13 protein-coding genes are annotated in these 15,422 nt (G+C 71.3%); 8 read left to right on the top strand and 5 right to left on the bottom strand.

Annotation, left to right across the window (positions count from 1 at the left end):
* The first annotated feature begins 10 nt into the window (after positions 1–10).
* The 3 genes from BGP73_RS04970 to secD all read left to right on the top strand — a co-directional run bounded on the left by BGP73_RS04970 (position 11) and on the right by secD (position 3,686).
* Positions 11–661, top strand: a complete 651-nt coding sequence (locus BGP73_RS04970) for a response regulator (protein WP_069812247.1) — start codon at positions 11–13, stop codon at positions 659–661.
* Between the two features lie 61 nt (positions 662–722).
* The gene (locus BGP73_RS04965) at positions 723–1,124 is read left to right on the top strand and encodes a hypothetical protein (protein WP_069812246.1); all 402 of its coding nucleotides are present in this window, start codon (positions 723–725) and stop codon (positions 1,122–1,124) included.
* 63 nt (positions 1,125–1,187) lie between these two features.
* Complete coding sequence (secD, locus tag BGP73_RS04960) at positions 1,188–3,686, top strand: protein translocase subunit SecD (RefSeq protein ID WP_079127209.1); 2,499 nt, start codon at positions 1,188–1,190, stop codon at positions 3,684–3,686.
* A 262-nt stretch (positions 3,687–3,948) separates the two neighbouring features.
* Here the strand turns inward: secD and BGP73_RS04955 are convergent, their stop codons facing one another.
* Positions 3,949–5,172 (bottom strand): sensor histidine kinase, encoded by a 1,224-nt coding sequence (locus BGP73_RS04955; RefSeq protein WP_069812245.1) that lies wholly within the window; start codon positions 5,170–5,172, stop codon positions 3,949–3,951.
* 369 nt (positions 5,173–5,541) lie between these two features.
* Between BGP73_RS04955 and BGP73_RS04950 the strand changes: the two genes are divergently transcribed.
* Positions 5,542–7,377 carry a transketolase gene (locus BGP73_RS04950; protein ID WP_069812244.1) on the top strand — a complete coding sequence of 612 codons (1,836 nt, stop codon included), beginning with the start codon at positions 5,542–5,544 and terminating at the stop codon, positions 7,375–7,377.
* A 194-nt stretch (positions 7,378–7,571) separates the two neighbouring features.
* Here BGP73_RS04950 and BGP73_RS04945 read toward each other — a convergent pair whose 3' ends face one another.
* Together BGP73_RS04945 and BGP73_RS04940 are read right to left on the bottom strand one after the other, a co-directional pair.
* Positions 7,572–7,808: a DUF6480 family protein gene (locus BGP73_RS04945; protein WP_069812243.1), complete on the bottom strand. Its 237-nt coding sequence runs from the start codon at positions 7,806–7,808 to the stop codon at positions 7,572–7,574.
* A 71-nt stretch (positions 7,809–7,879) separates the two neighbouring features.
* The gene (locus tag BGP73_RS04940) at positions 7,880–8,221 is read right to left on the bottom strand and encodes a DUF6343 family protein (RefSeq protein ID WP_069812242.1); all 342 of its coding nucleotides are present in this window, start codon (positions 8,219–8,221) and stop codon (positions 7,880–7,882) included.
* 224 nt (positions 8,222–8,445) lie between these two features.
* Between BGP73_RS04940 and BGP73_RS04935 the strand changes: the two genes are divergently transcribed.
* From BGP73_RS04935 to BGP73_RS04920, 3 genes are all read left to right on the top strand, one after another.
* Positions 8,446–9,771 (top strand): NAD(P)/FAD-dependent oxidoreductase, encoded by a 1,326-nt coding sequence (locus BGP73_RS04935; RefSeq protein WP_069812241.1) that lies wholly within the window; start codon positions 8,446–8,448, stop codon positions 9,769–9,771.
* Between the two features lie 27 nt (positions 9,772–9,798).
* Positions 9,799–10,287, top strand: a complete 489-nt coding sequence (locus BGP73_RS04930) for a GNAT family N-acetyltransferase (protein ID WP_069812240.1) — start codon at positions 9,799–9,801, stop codon at positions 10,285–10,287.
* 652 nt (positions 10,288–10,939) lie between these two features.
* Positions 10,940–13,117, top strand: coding sequence for a putative bifunctional diguanylate cyclase/phosphodiesterase (locus tag BGP73_RS04920; protein ID WP_069812238.1), 2,178 nt, complete (start codon positions 10,940–10,942; stop codon positions 13,115–13,117).
* Positions 13,118–13,153: 36 nt separating this feature from the next.
* On the opposite strand, the gene BGP73_RS04915 is transcribed toward BGP73_RS04920, so the two are convergent.
* Positions 13,154–14,182: a rod shape-determining protein gene (locus BGP73_RS04915; protein WP_069812237.1), complete on the bottom strand. Its 1,029-nt coding sequence runs from the start codon at positions 14,180–14,182 to the stop codon at positions 13,154–13,156.
* A 222-nt stretch (positions 14,183–14,404) separates the two neighbouring features.
* Complete coding sequence (locus tag BGP73_RS23275; RefSeq protein ID WP_212732780.1) at positions 14,405–14,752, bottom strand: DUF3140 domain-containing protein; 348 nt, start codon at positions 14,750–14,752, stop codon at positions 14,405–14,407.
* A gap of 243 nt (positions 14,753–14,995) precedes the next feature.
* Here BGP73_RS23275 and BGP73_RS04905 point away from each other — a divergent pair, with 243 nt between their 5' ends.
* Positions 14,996–15,370 carry a DUF427 domain-containing protein gene (locus tag BGP73_RS04905; protein ID WP_069812236.1) on the top strand — a complete coding sequence of 125 codons (375 nt, stop codon included), beginning with the start codon at positions 14,996–14,998 and terminating at the stop codon, positions 15,368–15,370.
* Positions 15,371–15,422 lie beyond the last annotated feature (52 nt).

Below are 15,422 nucleotides of genomic sequence, written 5' to 3'. Positions count from 1 at the left end.
TGAGACACGGGTGACCAAGACCCGGATCCTGCTCGCCGACGACCACGCACTGGTCCGCCGCGGACTGCGCCTCATCCTCGACGGCGAACCGGACCTCGAGGTGGTGGCCGAGGCGGGGGACGGTGCCGAGGCGGTCGAACAGGCCCGGCGGCACCGCCCCGACCTGGCGGTCCTGGATGTGGCGATGCCCCGGATGACCGGGCTCCAGGCGGCCCGCGAACTCTCCCGCCAGCAGCCGGAGCTCCGGATCGTCATGCTGTCCATGTACGACAACGAGCAGTACCTCTTCGAGGCGCTCAAGGCTGGTGCGTCCGGATACGTCCTCAAGTCCGTGGCCGACCGGGACCTGCTGGAGGCCTGTCGGGCGGCGCGGCGCGGGGAGCCCTTCCTCTACCCGGGCGCGGTGACCGCGCTCATCCGCGGCTACCTCGACCGGGTGCGGCATGGGGACGCTGTGCCGGAGCGACTGCTCACCGCCCGTGAGGAGGAGATCCTCAAACTCGTCGCCGAAGGGCACTCCTCCAAGGAGATCGCCAGTACGCTGTTCATCAGCGTCAAGACCGTGGAACGGCATCGGGCCAATATCCTTCAGAAGCTGGGCCTGCGGGATCGGCTGGAACTCACCCGGTACGCCATCCGGGCAGGTCTGGTCGAACCGTAGCCGTGGACGCCCCGCGAGCCGCTGAGATGGCCGTGGGGCGAGAAGCAGAGGAGGGAAAGGCATGGTGCGGGGCACGCACGCCGCCATGACCTCCGGCTGCCGCCGTTCCGGCCCCGCCGTACTCCTCGCGGTGCTCGCGGTACTGCTCGGTGGCGCGGTCGTCCTTCTGGGGAGCGGTCCGGCCGACGGCTCCGCGGGGTGGTCGGCGAACGCCGCGCACGGCCTCTCCGGCGCCGGTGAGCACCCGGTCACCGCCGGGGTGCTCGTCCACCACGGCTGGGTGGCCGCCGGGGGCGAGCAGCACACCTCGCACGGCGGCGCCTCCTCGCTGCCGACCCCCGCGTGGTTGTCGCGGCACCAGCATCCGGGCCGCGCGATCACGTCGGAGCCGGAGCAGACCCCCTCGCTGCCCCATCTCGCCTCCCGACCCGGGCGGGCACCGCCGCCGGTGTCAGGCACCTGACGACACCTGTCCTTATCCGCCGTGTCCCGGCCCGGGCCGCGGCGTGCCTGATGGAGGCATCCCTTGACCCGCGCCACCTGGGTGCGGGCGGTCATCGCACTGGCCGTCCTCGCCGCCTCGCTCGCGCTCACACTGACCAAACCCGCCAAGCTCGGACTCGATCTGCGCGGCGGCACCCAGATCGTCCTGGAGACCCAGGACGCTCCCGGCATCAAAGCCGACCAGAACGCCACCGACCGGACGCTGGAGGTCCTCCGCAAGCGCGTCGACGCCCTCGGCGTCTCCGAGCCGGAACTCGCCCGCTCCGGTGACCGCCGCATCATCGTCGAGCTGCCCGGCGTGCAGGACCCCCGAGAGGCCATGAAGGTGCTCGGGCGCACCGCCCAGCTGAGCTTCCACCAGGTCGAGGGGAACGCCACCCCCGAAGAGGCCGAGGAGGCCCGCAAGGCCGAGAAGTCCAAGGCCGACGGGAAGAACGGCCAGAGCAAGGACGGCCAGGACACGGACGGCCAGAGCAAGGACGGCGAGAGCGCGAAGCAGGACGACGCCGCCAAGGGGGGCCAGGACAAGGCGGGTGAGAAGTCGGCCCGGAACGACAAGGCCGCCGAGGACGACAAGAAGGGTGAGGCGAAGGATGTCCAGGTCCTTCCCGACGAGAGCGGCCAGTACCTCCGCCTCGGCCCGGCCAAGCTGACCGGTGGTGGGGTCGAGAAGGCCGAGGCACAGCTCGACACGGAGAGCGGTGGCGGCTGGTTCGTCAGCCTCGACCTGCGCGGACAGGGGAAGAAGGACTGGCAGAAGCTGACCGGCGAGGCCGCCTGCTCCCCGGCCGGTGACCCGCAGCGCCGGGTGGCGATCGTCCTCGACGGCAAGGTGATCTCCTCGCCCCAGGTGGACCCCTCGGTCGGCTGCGGCGCCGGCATCGCCGGCGGATCCACCCAGATCACCGGTAGCTTCAGCCAGCAGGAGGCCGACGACCTCGCCCTGCTGATCAGCGGTGGCGCGCTCCCCGTGCCGGTGGACGCCGTCGAGCAGCGGACCGTCGGCCCGACGCTCGGTGCCGCCGCCATCGAGGCCAGCGCCGAGGCCGCCATCATCGGTGTGATCCTCACCTCCCTGTTCATCATCTTCGTCTACCGGCTCTTCGGCGGACTGGCCGCGATCGCCCTCGCCTGCTACGGGCTGATCTCCTACGCGGCCCTGCTCGCCCTCGACGCGACGCTGACCTTGCCGGGTCTGGCCGGCTTCGTGCTAGCCATCGGGATGGCGGTGGATGCCAACGTCCTGGTGTTCGAACGCGCACGGGAGGAGTACGCGTCCCGACGCAAGAAGACCCTGCGGTCGCCCCTGGACGCGGGCTACCGGAACGCCCTCAGCGCGATTGTGGACTCCAACATCACCACCCTGCTCGCCGCCGTCCTGCTCTTCTTCTTGGCGTCGGGGCCGGTCCGCGGTTTCGGTGTCACTCTCTCCATCGGCGTGATCGCTTCGATGATCAGCGCCCTGCTCATCACCCGGGTGCTTACGGAAATCGCCTCCAACCGCCGCTCGGTGCGACGTAGGCCCAAGATCACCGGCATCGCCTCGGAAGGCCGTATCCGCACCTGGGTGACGCGTCGGAACTTCAACCTGGTGCGCAACGCCAGCCGTCGGCAGAAGTGGATCGCGTTCTCGCTCGCCTCGATGCTCCTCGTCGGCAGTGGAATTTTCGTGCGCGGCCTCGACTACGGCGTCGAATTCACCGGTGGCCGGGTGGTGGAGTACTCGACCTCCACCACCGTCGACGCGGACGTGGCGCGTGAGGCCGTCGCCGACGCCGGTTTCCCCCGAGCGGTCGTCCAGGCCACCGGTGACAAGGAGATCAGCGTCCGGACCGAGAAGCTGAGCAACGCCGAAGAGGTCAAGGTCGGCGAGGCGCTCTCCAAGGTGGGCGGCGAGACGGAGAAGGTGCGCGACGAGCTGATCGGTCCCAGCCTTGGAAACGAACTGCGCCAGAACGCCCTGATCGCGCTCGGAGTGGCGCTGCTGGCCCAGCTCATCTACCTGGCGGTCCGGTTCCGCTGGACCTTCGGTACCGCCTCCGTGCTCGCCATGGCCCACGATGTGGTGATTCTCGTAGGTGTCTTCGCCTGGCTGGGCAAACCGATCGACGGTGTCTTCCTCGCCGCGCTGCTGACGGTGGTGGGTTACTCCATCAACGACTCGGTAGTGGTGTTCGACCGGGTACGGGAGTTGTGGGCCAAGCACCGGGGAACTCCGTTCGAGCAAGTGATCAACGACGCACTGCTCCAGACCATGCCGCGCACCGTGAACACGGGTATGGGTGCGACCTTCATCCTGGCGGCGCTGGCCGTGCTGGGCGGGGACTCGCTCACCGACTTCGCCATCGCGCTGCTCATCGGTCTGACCGTGGGTACCTACTCCTCGGTCTTCACCGCGTCCCCGATCGCGGTGGAGCTGGAACACCGGCGGGGCACCGACGCCCGCCGGTCGGGTTCCTCGGCCCAGGAGCGCCAGCCGTCCGGGAAGCGGTCCAAGGTGCCGGAGGCCGGGCGGGTCTGAGCCGGCCAGTCTGCGGGACACAGGAGGTCAGGCGACGGTGACCGTCGCCTGACCGGACAGCGGCCGGGAGCCGCGGACCTCAGGGGCCGCGGCTCCTCGCCGTCTACGGCGGAGCTGTGCCTGGGTCCGGGGCCGGTGCCTGGATCCGGGCGGGCCGGTGCCCGGATCTGGAGAAGAGCCGCCGATCGCCTCGGGGCACCCCTTGCGATCACGGGGCCGGTGTTACGACGGGCGCCGGACGGCGCCCACGGGAGCGGTTGCCTCAGCCTTCACCGAGCAACATCTGAGGGATCGACAGCATCGCCTGGACACCACCCTGTTCGCTGCTCCGGAGCTGCACCGCGATGCCGTGCCGACGGGCCAGGACCGAGACCACGAAGAGACCGATCCGGCCCTCCCGCAGCAGTTCCCCGGTGTCGGCGCCGTCCGGGTCGGCCAGCAGTGCGTTCAGCCGGACCAGGTCGTCCTGCGGAACGCCGACACCGCGGTCCTCCACCTCCAGGGTGATCCCCGTGGTCAGCCGCTGCGCGTGCAACAGCACCTCACTCTCCGGCGCGGAGAAGTCCGTGGCGTTCTCGAGCAGTTCGGCAAGGAGGTGGGTGACGTCGGCGACCGCGTGGCCGCGCAGCGCGCCGTCCACCGGCGGCATCAGCTTCACCCGGGGGAACTGCTCGACCTCCGCGATCGCGGACTGGAGCACCTCCATCAGCGGCATGGGCCGGTTCCACTGCCGGTGTGAGACACCTCCGCCGAGGACCGCCAGGTTCTCGGCGTGCCTCCGGATCCGGGTCGCCAGGTGGTCCAGGTGGAACAGGCCGTTCAGCAACTCGGGGTCGGTGACCGCGCTCTGCATACCGCTCAGTACCTCGATCTCCCGGTGGACCAGGGACTGCAGGCGGAGTGAGAGGTTGACGAAGACCTCGACCCGGTCGTCGCTGCCCGGTGACTTCTCCTGGGCCAGCTCCGCCGCCCGCGCGATCGCGGACTCGGCCGTCCACTGCAGCAGGCCGAGTTCGTGGGCGAGCAGATCGAGCGCGTCGCCGCCGGGGTCTGCGGCCGGAACGGACGGGCGGGGCGGGATCCGCTCGCCCTGGCTGATGCGCCGCACCAGCTCCTGGAGATCGGCCTGCCCCCGGGCGGCCGCCGCCCGGAGCTCCGCGTAGCGCCGGGAGGTCCGCCGGGCCTGGGCACGGCCGGCGAGGGCGGCGGCGAGGGCGGTCAGGCAGCCCGACACCACCACTGCGGCGGCCACCGACCAGGAGACCCTGTCCGCGCCGCCCTCCCGGTAACCGAGGAGATAGCCGAGGGCGCCGGCCGCCAGCGCCGTCACCACCAGCGGAGGCAGGGCGGCCAGACGGGTCGCACCGCTCCGGCTGACGGCCTCCGCGGCGGCCTCCCGGACGGGCAGGGCGGCCTCGCGCTTGACGGTGCGTTCCGGGGCGGGTGCGGGCTCCGCATGCGCGGCCGAGGGCTGGAGTCTGGGCATCGGAGTCCTCTCGATCAGCCGTACGCGGACACCGTGTTCCAGCCGTCCCCGGCACTGCCGATACCGGACGACTGTTCGGTCTCGTCACCTTACGCCAAGGCGATCACCGGCTCGTGGAGAGATCGCAAAGGTCCACGAGCCACGGTGGGACGGCTGTTCGGGCCGGAGGCGCCGCTGACGAACGCGGTCCGGCCGCTTGGCCGGCCGCTTCCTGGGTACCCCGGGCGGGAAGCCTGCCACCGGGCTGCCACCGGGGCGCCGCAAGGGGGCCTCGGGCCCCGGAGCCGCCCCTGAGGCGGCCCGTACCGTGCTCCCCGGTCGCGGAGCGGCGGGCGTGACCGCACACAGCCCCGGATGAGGGAAGCGCCAATGGACCACGACAGCCTGAGTGAGCTGGGACAGCAGCTCCGAGTGGATTCCGTACGGGCGGCGGCCGCGGCCGGGTCCGGCCATCCGACGTCCTCGATGTCGGCTGCCGACCTGATGGCCGTTCTGCTGGCCAACCACCTGTTCTACGACTTCGAACAGCCGGACGCCCCGGGCAACGACCACCTGGTCTTCTCCAAGGGCCACGCGTCCCCGCTGCTCTACTCGGTATACAAGGCGGCCGGTGCGATCAGTGACGAGGAACTCCTCACCTTCCGCAAGCGGGGCGGCCGGCTGGAAGGGCATCCCACACCCCGTCTGCCCTGGGTCGACACGGCCACCGGGTCGTTGGGGCAGGGGCTGCCTGTCGGTGTCGGGCTGGCCCTCACCGGCAAGCGCCTGGACCGGCTGCCGTACCACGTCTGGGTGCTGTGCGGGGACAGCGAGATGGCGGAGGGCTCGATGTGGGAGGCGTTCGAGCACGCCGGACACGAACGCCTGGACAACCTCACCGCCGTGATCGACGTCAACCGACTGGGGCAGCGGGGCCCGACCCGACACGAGTGGGACCTGGACGCCTACGCCCGGCGCATCCGCGCGTTCGGCTGGCACACCGTCGAGGTCGACGGCCACGACGTGGCGGCCGTGGACGAGGCCTACGCCGAGGCCCGGATCACCGCGCTGCGGCCGACCGCGATCATCGCCCGCACCCTGAAGGGCCGGGGGGTCGCCTCCGTGGAGGACAGGGAGGGGGCGCACGGCAAGCCGGTCCCGGACGCCGACGAGGCGGTCGCCGAACTCGGAGGCGTGCGCGACGCGCTGGTGCGGCCCCAGTCGCCGCCCGAGGTCCGCGCCCCCCAGCGGCCGCACGAGGACCTGGAGCTGCCCCGGTACGACCAGGGTAGCGAGGTGGCCACCCGCACCGCCCACGGTGCGACGCTGGCCGCGCTCGGCGGCGCGCGGAGCGATGTCGTCGTCCTCGACGGGGAGGTCAGCGACTCCACCCGGTCCGCCTACTTCGCCAAGGAGTACCCGGACCGATTCTTCGAGTGCTACATCGCTGAACAGCAGATGGTGGCGGCGGCTGTGGGAATGCAGGCCCGCGGCTGGGTGCCTTTCGTCTCGACGTTCGCCGCCTTCCTCACCCGGGCCCACGACTTCCTGCGGATGGCTGCGGTCAGCCGGGCCGGGCTCAACGTCGTGGGCTCCCACGCCGGGGTCGCCATCGGCCAGGACGGACCCTCCCAGATGGGGCTGGAAGACCTCGCCCTCTTCCGCTCCCTGCACGGCAGCACCGTGCTGTACCCGTGCGACGCCAACCAGACGGCACGCCTGCTGAGCACCGTGACCGACCAGTCGGGGATCCGGTACCTGCGGACCAGCCGGGCCGACATGCCGGTGATCTACGGCGCTCAGGAGCAGTTCCCGATCGGGGGCAGCAAGGTGGTCAGGTCCTCCGCGGATGACCAGGTCACCCTGGTCGCGGCCGGCGTGACCCTGCACGAGGCGATTACCGCCGCGGACCAGCTCTCCGACGAGGGCGTCGCGGCCCGGGTCATCGACCTCTACTCGCTGAAGCCGGTGGACACCGAGACGCTGCGGGCGGCGGCCTCCCTGACCGGCCGCCTGGTCACGGTCGAGGACCACCATCCGGAGGGAGGGCTGGGGGACGCGGTGCTGGAGGCGCTCGCCGACGGGCAACCCATGCCCCGGGTGGCCCGGCTCGCGGTCCGCACGATGCCGGGATCGGCCTCGCCGGCCGAGCAGTTGCACGAGGCGGAGATCGACGCGGACGCCATCGTGGCGGCGGCCAAACGGCTCCTCGCCACCGACCGCTGACCGCGTCCACCGGGGAACAACCGCCCGCCGCCAGGGGCGCGGCCCCTGCGGGGCACCAGATGACCGACCGGGGTACGCCACGTGGGCTGCTTGGTTTGGCACGCCGGGAGCCGCTCGGATCTACCCGGGCGGATCCGTAAGGGGCCGGCCGCGTGGGAGCGGCCGGCCCCTCACGTCCTCGGAGGACTGCATGCTCAGAGGACCAGGGCGACGGCCCCGGCCAGGATGAACACGGCGAAGAGCAGCACGATCAGCGACATGGCGATCAGGGGGCCCTTGCTCCAGCCCCGGGTGGGGTTGTGGGTCTCCCGGGGGCCGGCATCGGAGGTGCTGCCCTCCGCCGGCGGGGTGTCCCCCGGGGGCACACCGCCGCCCTGGTCCAGACCGGGTAGGCGCTTCGGGTCCGGGTCGGAACTGTGTTGTTGGCTCATGGGGCTTCGAGTACGCGGAGAGCGAGATTTCATACCTGCCTCCCGAACTGGCTGGTTGGGGCCGATCCCGATCAGGATCGGCGGTCCGCGGACTGCTCGTAGTCCCGCTCCTGCCTCCTGCGGCGCAGCACGACCAGCACGTCGACGATGGCGATCAGGGCGAGAAGGGCGCACAGGCCGGCGATGAAAGCCAGGGAGTCGGCGGGCGGAGCACTCCCGCGGTGGGCGGTCGCTGACCAGAAGGCCAGGAAAGCGGCCCCGGCCGCGAAGATCGGGGCGAAGACTAGCGACAGCACGAGCCGCAGCCCCAGAGCGCTGCGGGCCGTGACGGGTTCGGTGCCGCTCGGCCCGCGGAAGTAGCCGGTGGCACCGGAGGGGCGCCGGGCGGGACGGCGAGGTTCTTCCTCGTGCATCTGCGACCTCCAGAGAAGCGGAGTGCGGGCACGCGGGGGTCGGCAGACCTCCTCCTTCCAGGATAGGGCTGTCCGACCGTCCCCGACTCCGTGCACCGTTCCGCCGGGAGTCCGGAGGCAGCCCCGAGGGGCGCGGTCCCCGCGGGCGGCGCTCGGCGGATTCGAATCGGCCCGGCAGGGCACCCGGAGGGGACAGCCTTGCCGCCGACCGCAGGGAAGCGAAGATGAGTCGACCGCGCATCGTGATCGTCGGAGCCGGCTTCGCCGGCTACCGGGCCGCTCGTACGCTCTCCCGCATCGCCAGAGGTGCGGCCGAGATCGTACTGGTCAACCCGATCGACTACTTCCTCTACGTCCCGCTGCTGCCGGAGGTCGCCAGCGGCGTCCTCGAGGCGCGCAGAGTGTCGGTTTCCCTCACCGGAACCCTGCCCGGCGTCCGACTACTGCTGGGCGAGGCGGACTCGATCGATCTCGCCTCCCGCAAGGTGAGCCTGGTCGACCCGGAGTGCAACCGCCGGGAGATCTCCTACGACCGGCTGCTCCTGGCGGCGGGGAGTGTGAACAAGCTCCTCCCGATCCCGGGGGTCACCGAGCACGCACACGGCTTCCGGGGCCTCCCCGAGGCGGTCTACCTCCATGACCACATCACCCGTCAGATAGAGCTGGCGGACACCGCCGAGAGCGCCGCGGAGCGGGATGCCCGCTGCACGTTCGTGGTGGTGGGCGCCGGATACACCGGCACCGAGGTGGCGGCGCACGGCAAGCTGTTCACCGACGAACTCGCCCGGCGCCACCCCGATCTGCGGGACCGCAAGAACCCGCAGTGGATGCTGCTCGACGTCGCCCCCCGGGTCCTCCCCGAACTGGCCGAGCACATGTCCGAGACCGCCACCAGGGTGCTGTCCCGACGCGGTGTGGACATCCGGATGGGCACTTCGGTCAAGGAGGCGACGGAGGAGGGCGTCCGGCTGACCGACGGCAGCGTCGTCCCCACCCGCTCGCTGATCTGGTGCGTCGGCGTGCGGCCCGACCCGCTCGTCAGCGACCTGGGGCTGGCGACGGACAAGGGCCGGCTGGTGGTCGACGAGTACCTCAACGTACCGGGGCATCCGGACGTCTTCGCGGCTGGCGACGCGGCCGCCGTACCCGACCTCACCCGGCCGGGAGAGGTCACCCCGATGACCGCCCAGCACGCCGAGCGGCAGGGGCAGACCGTGGCGTACAACATCGCGGCCTCCTACGGCAGAGCGGAACGCCGGCCCTACTCCCACCGCGACCTCGGCTTCGTGGTCGACCTGGGGGGCGCCGAAGCGGCGGCCAACCCGCTGAAGGTGCCGCTGTCCGGACTGGCCGCCAAGGCGGTGACCCGGAGCTACCACCTGATGGCGATGCCGGGCAACAGGATCCGGACCGCTGCCGACTGGCTGATCGACGCGGTGCTTCCGAAGGACGACGTCCAACTCGGGCTGGTCCGCTCCGACTCCGTGCCGCTGGAGAACTCCTCGCCCGAACTCCCGGTGCGGCTCCGATCCGAAAAGCAGTCGACATGAGACCGGTGCCCGGCCGATCCTTCGGCCATGTTGATTCGAGAGGCGACGGCTGACGACTGGCCCGCGATCTGGCCCTTCCTACGGGAGATCGTGGCTGCGGGTGAGACCTACACCTACGACCGCGACATCACCGAGGAGCAGGCGCGGTCGGTGTGGATGCTGGCCGCACCGAGCCGTACCGTGGTCGCGGTCGACCAGGGCGGCACGGTACTGGGTACGGCGAAGATGAACCGAAACCACATGGGACCGGGCTCCCATGTGGCCGGTGCCAGCTTCATGGTCGACCCGGCGCACGGTGGCAGGGGCGTGGGACGGGCGCTGGGGGAGTACGCACTGGAGTGGGCGCGCGCCGAGGGCTACCGGATGATGCAGTTCAACGCGGTGGTCGAGAGCAACGTCGGGGCCGTCAAACTGTGGCGTTCCCTCGGGTTCGAGGTACTGGCCACGCTGCCCGAGGGCTTTCGACACCCCACCAAGGGCTTCGTGGGGCTGCACATCATGTACCGCGAGCTCTGACGCGCCCACCGCGTCATGACGGACAACCCTTAGGGAGCGGTTCCGGCCCGGATGCCGCGGAACTGACGCCGCACCAGGAGACAACTCCGCGCGGGCGGGCCGCTATTCTGGGGGCGGCTCGGTCCGGAGCCGGGCCACCTCCGAGCCCGCCTGTCGGCCCGGAGGTCGTCGCGCAGCACGTCGCGGGGAGCACGGGCCGGTCGCTCGGTCGGGAACGACGCGTCATGAGACGGAGCGCCGTCGTGCGCTCCGTGCGATCGGCAGTCATATGCCTGCGGATCGTGACGGGAACGGACCTCGGATTTCCGTTTTCTGTTCCGCTGTCCCGGGTGGGTCAGTAACCTCACCTGATACACCGACAGGTGAGCGAAGAGGAATCCCTGCGGCGGACGAGCTGGAGACCATTGATGGAGCGACCCTCCCGGGCCCCACAGGGCATCGACCTGTCCGTGCCGAGCGTGTACCGGAGCCATGACCGCCGCCGCGGAGGCCCTCAGCGCTGCGACGCCGAACGGGGGCCGGCCCGGCAGGCCGCCACGGCGGTGTCCGGCCAACCGGAGACCGCCCGGTCCCACCGCGCGCTCCGGCACCGCGCCGCGGGGCGGAACGATCCCGCGCTCTCGCGCGGGCACGCCGGCGTGGGGTCGAGGGTATGAAGGGCGAGAAGGCCGACGGAGGTACGGCCGAGGGGGAGACCGCGGCAGAGGGAAGCGACGACAGACTGCGGCGCTTCGCCCGCATCTGGAGCCGGGCGATCTACCCGGCGACCTCGACCTCGATGACCCGCGCCGAGTTCGAGGACTTCCTCATCCCGTTCGCCCGGACCCTGGCCGAGACCCTGGCGGCCCGCCACTTCGACCCGCAGCCGGCCGCGCGCGTCGGCGCCGGGCTGGTGGCCGCACACTGCACCGACCCCGCCGCGCTGCCCAGCACCCTGGGCGTCGTCGACGCCTACCTGGTGCTCTACTGCCCGCCGGACGAGCCGCTGCCGGCGGAGGAGAGCCGGGTGCGGTGCGCCCGCCTCCAGCACGCCATGGCCGCCGGATTCGCCGAGGCGCTGCGGGAGCGGACCCGGTCGGAACAGGAGGCGATATCGCAGGCGGCGCTCCGGGCCCAGACCGAGGCGGAGCGGGCGCTGCACGCCAGTGAGGCCAGGTTCCGCGCGATCTTCGAAGGAGCCGCCATCGGGATCGGCATCGCCGACATGGACGGCAACGTCATCGAGGTGAACGACGGCCTGACCCGCATGTTCGGCGGAGTGGAGCACCACTTCCGCAGCCGCAAGGTGACCGACTGGGTGCATCCCGAGGATTCGCCGGCCGTCTGGCGGATGCACGCCGAGCTCGTGCGGGGCGAGCGGGAGAACTACCGTGTGGACAAGCCGTACTACCGCCCCGACGGCACCGTCCTGTGGACCAACCTGACCGTCTCGCTCCTCCGTGACCCGGCCGGTGAGCCCCGCTACACGCTGGCCCTGATGGAGGACATCACCGAACGGCGGCTGCTGAACCTCCGACTGCGCTACGAGGCCACCCACGACGCCCTGACCGGACTGCCCAACCGCACCTTCTTCTTCGAACGGCTGGAGGCCACGCTGGCGGCCCGTGGCGGGGTGAGCCGCTTCGGCCTGTGTTACCTGGACCTCGACGGCTTCAAGGCCGTCAACGACAGCCTCGGGCACGCGGTCGGCGACCAGCTGCTGGTGGCGGTGGCCGAACGGCTCCAGTCCTGCGTCACCGCGCACGGCCAACTGGTGGCCCGGCTCGGCGGCGACGAGTTCGTGGCCCTCATCGTCGACCCGCCCGAGCAGAAGGACGTCACGGCCTTCGCCCAGCGCATCCTCGACGCGCTCGCCGACCCGGTCGCCATCACCGGCCGGGAGCTGAGCGTCCGCGGCAGCATCGGGATCGTCGACGGTCCGGTCGGCGAGATCGGGTCGGCGGAGGTGCTACGGAGCGCCGACATCACGATGTACCGGGCGAAGGCCGCGGGGGGCAACCGGTACGAGCACTCCGATCCGGAGGCGGAGACCCTGGCCATCAGCCGCCACGGCCTGACGAACAACCTGCCGAAGGCGTTGGAGCGCGGTGAGTTCTTCATCGAGTACCAGCCGCTGGTGCGGCTCAGCGACGGCCGGGTGCAGGGCGCCGAGGCCCTCGTGCGCTGGCTCCATCCGCAGCGCGGCGTTCTCGGCCCCGACCAGTTCATCCCGCTGGCCGAGAACACCGGGCTCATCGTGCCCCTGGGCCGGTGGGTCCTGGAACGCGCCGTACAGCAGATCCGCGACTGGCAGGGGAACGACGCCGAGCAGCGTCCCTCCCGCATCAACGTCAACCTCTCGCCCTGTCAGCTGTCCCACCCGGAACTCGTCCCCGACGTGGTGCGCATCCTGGACGAGGCCGGGGTCGAGACGAGCACCCTCTGCCTTGAGGTGACCGAGAGCGCCCTCATCGGAGCCGACGAGTCACTGCTCAGGCCGCTGCGGCGACTGGCCGAACTGGGGGTCGAGATCGCCCTCGACGACTTCGGCACCGGCTACTCCAACCTGGCCAGTCTCCGCCGGATGCCGCTTACCTCGCTCAAGCTCGACCGCTCCTTCACCCGCGGTATGCAGCGGGATCCGGCCGACCCGGTCGACATCCGGATCGTGGAGGGGATCGTCTCGCTCGCCCACACCCTGGAACTCTCGGTCACCGTGGAGGGTGTGGAGACGGGGGTGCAGGCGGAGCACCTGCGGATGCTCGGCTGCGACACCGCCCAGGGCTGGTACTACGCGCGCCCCGGTCCGCCGGAGCGGCTGCACGCCCTGGCGCTGGCCGACGCCGGCTGACCCCGCGGACGGAGCCGTACCCGGGCGGTGGCGCCGTCAGTGGGTGAGCGAGTCCAGCTGCACCGGTCGCACCCGTCCCTCCAGGATCGCTCCGAGCCCCCGCACCGCGCAGGTGTCCGGCTGCTCGGCGGTCTCCACGGCCATCCCGGTGGACCGGGCGAGCATCGTCCGCAGTCCGGGCAGCGAGGCGGTGCCGCCGGCGAGCATGATGCCCCGATCGGAGAGGTCGGCGACCAGGTCCGGCGGGCACCTGCGCAGCACCCCGCGGATGCCGTCGAGCACCGCGGTCATCGGCCCGCGGATGGCCTGCCGCACCTCCTCCGTCTCCACCGTCACGGTGCGCGCCCGCCCGGTGGCGACGTCCCGGCCGACGACCTCGGCCCGTTCGTCGGTCTCGGCCGCCGCGGTGAGCACCAGCGGCAGCGGGTGGGTGGACTCGCAGCGCAGCCGCAGGTCGTGTCGGTTGCGCAGGTGTTCCAGCACCGTGCGGTCGATGGTGTGGCCGCCGACCGGGACGGTGTCGGCGGCCACGATCGCGCCCAGCGAGAGCACCGCCACCTGAGTGGTGCGCGCGCCGCAGAGCGCGATCATCGTTGCCTCCGGCTGCTCGACCGGCAGGCCGCAGCCCACCGCCGCGCAGAGCAGGGTGTTGGCCAACTCAACCCGCCGGGCGCCGAGCGCGGACAGTGTCTCGACGCTCGCCCGCCGGGTCAGCGGCTCGCTGTCGTGGGGGGTGCAGGCGGCGATCCGCAGTCTCGGGTTCCGGCGCCAGGCCTTGCGGAGCTTGTCGCCGATGAGCTGGCGCAGCATCCGCTGTGCCATCTCGATGTCGACCACGGTCCCGCCGGCCACCGGCCGCACCACCCGGATGTACTCGGGGGTCCGCCCGGTCATCTGCTCCGCCGTCTCACCCACGGCGAGGAGCGCCCCCGTCCGGGTGTTGACGGCGGCGACGCTCGGTTCGTCGACGACGAGCCCCGACCCCTTCAGATAGATCCTGGTCCTGGCTGCTCCGAGGTCCACCGCGACGGAGCATCGACGCAACTGATCAAGACTTACTGGCACGTGATGTCCTTCCCTGCGCGGGTGTGAGCGGCGGGAGAGGCGTGCCGCCCTTCCTTCCCAGCCTGAGGTCGCGGTCCGATCGGCGCCCGTGGGGCTGCGCCGCACAGGTGACGTTACGTCAGCTCTCCTGACAATCGGTGTCAGCTCGGCGCTTCGGTCGCGAATGCCCCTCCTGCGGCAGCCGCCCGGCGGTCGATCGGGTGACGGGCGGACCGGCCGCGCTCAGACCCTCGGCGGCTTGAGCGGGTCGTGTCCGATCCGCATCAGCCGGTGCCGCCAGTGCCCCTGACCGGCCTTGGGCTCGAGGTCGTCCCGCCGCTGCTGCTCGACGGTGTCCACGACCTTGTACATCACCCGGATGTCGTCGTCGGTCAGGTCCATCCGGCGCTTCTGCAGGATGGCCAGCACATGCCTGCCGTTCTCCGAGCCGGCGTCGTCCGGCAGCGCCTCGCTCTCCTCGCCGGCGGACTCCGTCCTGAGCCAGGTGCTCAGCTCGTCGGAGGTCATGTTCACCACCCGGTGGAACTCGTTCCAGAGCCGGTCCAGCTCCGGGGCGGAGATATCAGCCACGGCGGCCTCCTGTGCAGCTGTCGGCCTCGGTGTGTGGACGGGGATCGTGCGGACTGGGGAGCCGTCGGGTTCCCGCGGGCGGCCGGCCGAAACCTGCGGGAGGCTGGTTGGGCAGAGCCCTGGGCCCGGGGGAGATGGACGGGCGAAACGGGGAAACCGGAGCGGGGAACGGAGAACAGAGGTAGACCAGGATGGCGACCCGAGGGAAGGCGAGCCGCCTGACGACGGAGCGAAGGAGCGATCGTGGCCACTGGGAACTCGAGCCACCGAGTGGAGGCGCTGCCCGGTACGCAGCATGTTCGGGTGGAGATCGACGGCCAGGTGGTCGCCGACTCGACCCGCCCCGTACTGCTGTACGAGACGGGGTATCCGGTCCGCTACTACCTGCCGCCGGAGGACGTGCGACTGGAACACTTCGAGCCGACCGAAACCCACACCCACTGCCCGTTCAAGGGCGATGCCTCGTACTGGTCCTACCACGGTGACGGCCGAGAGCGGAGTGATGTGCTCTGGTCCTATCCAGCACCGCCGCCGGACCTCGCCCAGATCACCAACCTCATGGCCTTCTACGACGAAGCGGTGGACATCGTGGTGGAGGGACCGGGTCCGGCGACCTGACCCCGGCAGTGGGCAGACCGCCCGAGGGCCGGACCGCTGGGGCGCGGTGCCG

Source organism: Streptomyces sp. TP-A0874, from assembly GCF_001748085.1.
GTDB lineage: Bacteria > Actinomycetota > Actinomycetes > Streptomycetales > Streptomycetaceae > Streptomyces.
The sequence above is the reverse complement of the archived record's forward strand: the minus strand, read 5'-3'. Positions and strand labels throughout refer to the sequence as shown.